The sequence below is a fragment of the Kitasatospora sp. NPDC040550 genome (assembly GCF_055594965.1).
On the sequence record NZ_JBVIWC010000046.1, the window covers coordinates 1 to 5206 of the forward strand.

General features: G+C 68.6%; 4 protein-coding genes and 1 pseudogene. 2 read left to right on the top strand and 3 right to left on the bottom strand.

Annotation, left to right across the window (positions count from 1 at the left end; genetic code table 11):
- Window positions 1-88 precede the first annotated feature (88 nt).
- The 3 genes from ACZ58X_RS38625 to ACZ58X_RS38635 all read right to left on the bottom strand — a co-directional run bounded on the left by ACZ58X_RS38625 (window position 89) and on the right by ACZ58X_RS38635 (window position 2296).
- A complete protein-coding gene (locus tag ACZ58X_RS38625) occupies window positions 89-457 on the bottom strand; it encodes a hypothetical protein (protein WP_470338243.1) in 369 nt (122 codons plus the stop codon).
- Window positions 458-667: 210 nt separating this feature from the next.
- A complete protein-coding gene (locus tag ACZ58X_RS38630; RefSeq protein WP_470338244.1) occupies window positions 668-1627 on the bottom strand; it encodes a pirin family protein in 960 nt (319 codons plus the stop codon).
- A 165-nt stretch (window positions 1628-1792) separates the two neighbouring features.
- Window positions 1793-2296, bottom strand: a complete 504-nt coding sequence (locus ACZ58X_RS38635; RefSeq protein ID WP_380408510.1) for an SseB family protein — start codon at window positions 2294-2296, stop codon at window positions 1793-1795.
- Window positions 2297-2511: 215 nt separating this feature from the next.
- Between ACZ58X_RS38635 and ACZ58X_RS38640 the strand changes: the two genes are divergently transcribed.
- Both ACZ58X_RS38640 and ACZ58X_RS38645 read left to right on the top strand, forming a co-directional pair.
- Window positions 2512-4341 carry an acyl-CoA dehydrogenase gene (locus ACZ58X_RS38640; RefSeq protein WP_470338245.1) on the top strand — a complete coding sequence of 610 codons (1830 nt, stop codon included), beginning with the start codon at window positions 2512-2514 and terminating at the stop codon, window positions 4339-4341.
- Between the two features lie 329 nt (window positions 4342-4670).
- Window positions 4671-5117 (top strand): annotated as a pseudogene (locus tag ACZ58X_RS38645) (M18 family aminopeptidase); the annotation flags it as partial.
- Between the last annotated feature and the right edge of the window lie 89 nt (window positions 5118-5206).

Consider the following 5206-nt stretch of genomic DNA (forward strand, 5'->3'; position numbering starts at 1 on the left):
ACGGGGCCGACAGATCCCGTTGAGGACCCGAGGTCAGTCAGAGGGTGGGTCAGGCCCCGCCGGGAGACGCTCATGAACATCCTCACTGTCAGCGGTTGTTGCCCCAGCGGAAGCTGGACGGGTCGCCGACCTTCTGCACCCACGGCCGCACGTAGCGGGAGGGGTCGTCGCTGGTGGAGAAGCTGCCGCTGGTGATGTGGCCGACCCAGCCCTGGTCGCTGGTGTACGCGCCGGCCTCGCAACCCTGGGTGCCGTTCCCCCAGTTGACCAGGTCGTACTGCACGTACCAGTGCGAGCTGTAGTAGAAGTGCACGTTGATCGAGCAGGTGCCCGTCCCGTCGGTGACGGAGTACGAGCTGGTGTCGATGGTCGGCAGGGCCTGGGCCGCGGTGGCACCGGTCAGGGCGATCAGCGGGGCTGCGGCGAGTACGGCGAGCCGCCGGACGGCACGGCGCATGGTGGGGTTCCTCCCGTTGTGGTCTCGACCAATTTGGCCAATGGTTCAGACCAATCGACATTATCGCGAGACGCCCGGAGCGGGTGTCAACACCCGTGCGACAAGGGGAGGATGGGACTCCGGAGGCTTTCGGTACGAACATGGCGAAGGGCCCGGACCGTGCGGTCCGGGCCCTTCGGGTGTGCCGACGTCAGTAGGCGTCGATGGACGTCAGTGGGCGTCGGTGGGGATGGTGCCGAGCCGGCCGGCCTGGAAGTCCTCCATGGCCTGCTGGAGTTCGCGGTGGCTGTTCATCACGAACGGGCCGTACCAGGCGACGGGCTCGCGGATCGGCAGGCCGCCGAGGAGGACGACCTCGAAGTTGGCGTTGCGGGAGTCCTGCTTCTCGTCGGCGCGGATGGTGAGGGAGTCGCCGTCGCCGAAGACGACCGCCTGGCCCATGTGGAAGGGGCGGCGCTCCTGGCCGGCCGAGCCGCTGCCGGCCAGACCGTAGGCGAGGGCGTTGAAGTCGGCCCGCCAGGGCAGGGTGACCTGGGCGCCGGGGTTCACCGAGATGTGGGTCATGGTGATCGGGGTGTGGGTCACGCCGGGGCCCTGGTGGCCGTCGATCTCGCCGGCGATGACGCGGATCAGGGCGCCGCCGTCCGCGGAGGCGAGCAGCTTGACGCTGCCGCCGCGGATGTCCTGGTACTTCGGGGCGATCATCTTGTCCGAGGCGGGCAGGTTGACCCACAGCTGGAGGCCGTGGAACAGGCCGCCGGACATCACCAGCGACTCCGGCGGGGTCTCGATGTGCAGCAGACCGGAGCCGGCCGTCATCCACTGGGTGTCGCCGTCGGTGATGGTGCCGCCGCCGCCGTGCGAGTCCTGGTGGATGAACGTTCCGTCGATGATGTACGTGACCGTCTCGAAGCCGCGGTGCGGGTGCCAGGGGGTGCCCTTGGGCTCGCCGGCCGCGTAGTCCACCTCGCCCATCTGGTCCATCATGATGAACGGGTCGAGGTACTTGGTGTTGATCTTGGCGAAGGCGCGGCGGACCGGGAAGCCCTCGCCCTCGAAGCCCTCCGGGGCGGTGGCGACGGTGAGCACCGGCCGCGGGGTGGCGACGGCCGGGTCCGGCGTGGTGACGCGCGGGAGGGTCAGCGGGTTGTCGACGGTCACGGCGGGCATGTCGGCCTCCTTCGAGGGGGGTTCTCTGGCCTACGTCCACCAGAATAGTTCAATCCTCAACAACAGGCAAGTTGAAAGTTGAACTATGTGCTGACGAAGGAGCGCGAGCTCCTCTTCGGGGACGGGTCAGCCGCACGCGGGACGGGTCGGCCGTACGGGCGGACGTCAGCCGTACATGCGGCGCATGGTGAAGTCGACCATCTGCTCGACCGCCTTGGCGTCGAACACCATCCGGTGCTCGCCCTCCATGTCCAGTGCGAAGCCGTAGCCGGTCGGCAGCAGGTCCAGCACCTCGGCGCCGGTGACGGTGAAGTGCTTGGAGTCCTTGCCGGCGTAGCGGCGCAGCTCCTTGAGCGAGCTGAACATCGGGATCACCGGCGTCGGGGTGTTGTGCAGCGCCAGGAAGCCGGGGCGCTCGCCGCGCGGGCAGTGCACCTTCGAGGTGATGAAGATGGCCTGGAAGTCCTCGACCGCCATCGAACCCGTGGTGAAGGCGCGCACCGCGTCCGCCAGGGACGGCGGGGAGGGCTCCGGGTACAGCGACTGCTGGGGCGCCTGCCCCTGGGCGCCGTACGCGTCCGGTCCGGGCATGCCGTTCATGCCCGGCTGCGGACCCGCCTGCTGCTGGTAGGGGTCACCCGGGTATGCGTTCTGGTCATATCCGTACACACGGACAGGCTAGCGGGAGCGCACCCGCCCGCGCTGGCGTCGATCCTGACAAGGAGTGGTCGCCCCGGCTTGTGGGACGTGACCACGTTCATACCGGATTCACCGCCGGGGGCTTGCCCAAGTTACCGCTGGGTAGCATCATGATGCCTACTGGTGGGTACGGGACGCCCGAAACGCGGCGGTCTCCCGGAAGCGACGAACCGGAGAAAACGGCCATGGGTCACTACAAGTCCAACCTGCGGGACGTGGAGTTCAACCTCTTCGAGGTGTTCGGTCGCGACCAGGTGTACGGCACCGGGCCGTTCGCGGACATGGACGTCGAGACCGCGAAGAACATCCTCAGCGAGATCGCCCGCCTCGCCGAGAACGACCTCGCCGCGTCCTTCACCGACACCGACCGCAACCCGCCGGTCTTCGACCCGGAGACCAACACCGCCCCGATCCCGGCCACGTTCAAGAAGAGCTACCAGACCTTCATGGACGCCGAGTGGTGGCGCCTGGGCATCCCGGAGTCCATCGGCGGCCAGGTCACCCCGAACTCGCTGATCTGGGCCTTCGCCGAGCAGATCCTGGGCTCCAACCCCGCCATCTGGATGTACTCCTCCGGCCCGGCCTTCGCCGGCGTCATCGCCGAGGAGGGCACCGAGGAGCAGCTCGAGGTCGCCAAGCGGATGACCGACCGCCTGTGGGGCTCCACCATGGTCCTCACCGAGCCCGACGCGGGCTCCGACGTGGGCGCCGGCCGCACCAAGGCGATCCAGCAGGAGGACGGCTCCTGGCACATCGAGGGCGTCAAGCGCTTCATCACCTCGGGCGAGCACGACATGTCCGAGAACATCATCCACATGGTGCTGGCCCGCCCCGAGGGCGGTAAGCCGGGCACCAAGGGCCTCGGTCTGTTCATCGTCCCCAAGTTCGACTTCGACTGGCAGACCGGCGAGCTCGGCGAGCGCAACGGCGTCTACGCCACCAACGTCGAGCACAAGATGGGCCTCAAGGCCTCGAACACCTGCGAGATGACCTTCGGTGCCAAGCACCCGGCCAAGGGCTGGCTGCTGGGCGAGAAGGTCGACGGCATCCGCCAGATGTTCAAGATCATCGAGTTCGCCCGGATGATGGTCGGCACGAAGGCCATCGCCACCCTCTCCACCGGCTACCTGAACGCCCTGGAGTACGCCAAGGAGCGCGTGCAGGGCGCCGACATCTCCCAGTTCCTGGACAAGACCGCCCCGCGCGTCACCATCACCCACCACCCGGACGTGCGCCGCTCGCTGCTGACCCAGAAGGCCTACGCCGAGGGCATGCGTGCGCTGGTCCTGTTCACCGCGTCCGTCCAGGACGACATGATGGCCGCCAAGCTGCGCGGCGAGAAGGACGAGGCCGCCGAGCGCCTCAACGACTTCCTGCTCCCGATCGTCAAGGGCTACGGCTCGGAGAAGTCCTACGAGCAGCTCGCCCAGTCCCTGCAGACCTTCGGTGGCTCCGGCTACCTGCAGGAGTACCCGATCGAGCAGTACATCCGCGACGCCAAGATCGACACCCTGTACGAGGGCACCACCGCGATCCAGGGCCAGGACTTCTTCTTCCGCAAGATCGTCAAGGACGGTGGCCAGGCGCTCACCGCCCTCAACGAGCAGATCCAGAAGTTCCTCGGCTCCGCCGAGGGCGGCGACGCCCTGGCCGCCGAGCGCGAGCTGCTCGCCAAGGCCGCCGGCGACCTGGAGGCCATCGTCGGCAAGCTCATCGCCGACCTGACCTCGGTCGAGCAGGACGTCAAGAACATGTACAAGGTGGGCCTCAACACCACCCGCCTGCTGATGGTCTCCGGCGACGTCGTGGTCGGCTGGCTGCTGCTGCGCCAGGCCGCGGTGGCCCTGGCCAAGCTGGAGGCCGGCGCCTCCGAGAAGGACGTGCCGTTCTACCAGGGCAAGGTCGCGGCCGCCCGCTTCTTCGCCAAGAACGTCCTCCCGACCATCGCCCCGCAGCGGGCGATCGCCGAGGGCATCGACAACGAGATCATGGAGCTGGCGGAGGAGGCCTTCTAAGGCCCGCGCTCTCTTCTGACTGCCTGACGACACCCTCACACCGAAGGGCCCGGCTGCCACCGGGCCCTTCGGCGTTCCCCTGCCGGGGCCTCAGGCGCCGCGCCGGGCCCGGACGGAGTCGGTGCGACCCCGCTCCGCAGTCCGCTGACGGTGTGCGACCGGGAGCGACCAGGGTGTGAAGAAGGGCCGGTGGGAGGCGGGTTCGGGATCGTGCCGGTGTTCCGAAACCGTTGCCGGGGCCCGAATGCCATGTCCGTGTACGGGCATATGCTCAAGGTGCGAAGCCGATCCCCCATCCGGCTTCGGCCCTCCCTCGACCCTGGAGCAGTATGTCGACCGCCGACCGCCGGGCCTTCTTCGACCGGACGCACACCGACGATCTGATCGCGTTCCTCGGCACCTCGCCGTCCCCGTACCACGCGGTCGCGAGCGCCGCCGAGCGCCTGGAGAAGGCGGGGTTCCGTCAGGTCGCGGAGGCGGACGCCTGGGACGCGGCGGCCGGCGGGCGCTACCTGATCCGCGGCGGTGCGCTGATCGCCTGGTACCTGCCGGAGGGCGCGGGGCCGGAGACGCCGTTCCGGATCGTCGGCACCCACACCGACTCGCCCAACCTGCGGGTGAAGCCGGCCCCCGACACCGGCTCCGCCGGCTGGCGGCAGGTCGCGGTGGAGATCTACGGCGGGGTGCCGCTGAACACCTGGCTGGACCGTGACCTCGGCCTGTCCGGCAGACTCGCGTTGAAGGACGGCAGCGCGGGGGTCGTCCCGCTGGACGAGCCGCTTCTTCGCGTGTCCCCACTCCCCACCCCCCCGGACCACCAAGTCAACAACGAAACGAAGATGGAACGATAACAGAACACCACCCC

Excerpts from the sequence above, each read along its gene's own strand:
- ACZ58X_RS38625 (WP_470338243.1), bottom strand. The coding sequence starts at position 457 with ATGCGCCGTGCCGTCCGGCGGCTCGCCGTACTCGCCGCAGCCCCGCTG.
- ACZ58X_RS38630 (WP_470338244.1), bottom strand. The coding sequence starts at position 1,627 with ATGCCCGCCGTGACCGTCGACAACCCGCTGACCCTCCCGCGCGTCACC.
- ACZ58X_RS38640 (WP_470338245.1), top strand. The coding sequence starts at position 2,512 with ATGGGTCACTACAAGTCCAACCTGCGGGACGTGGAGTTCAACCTCTTC.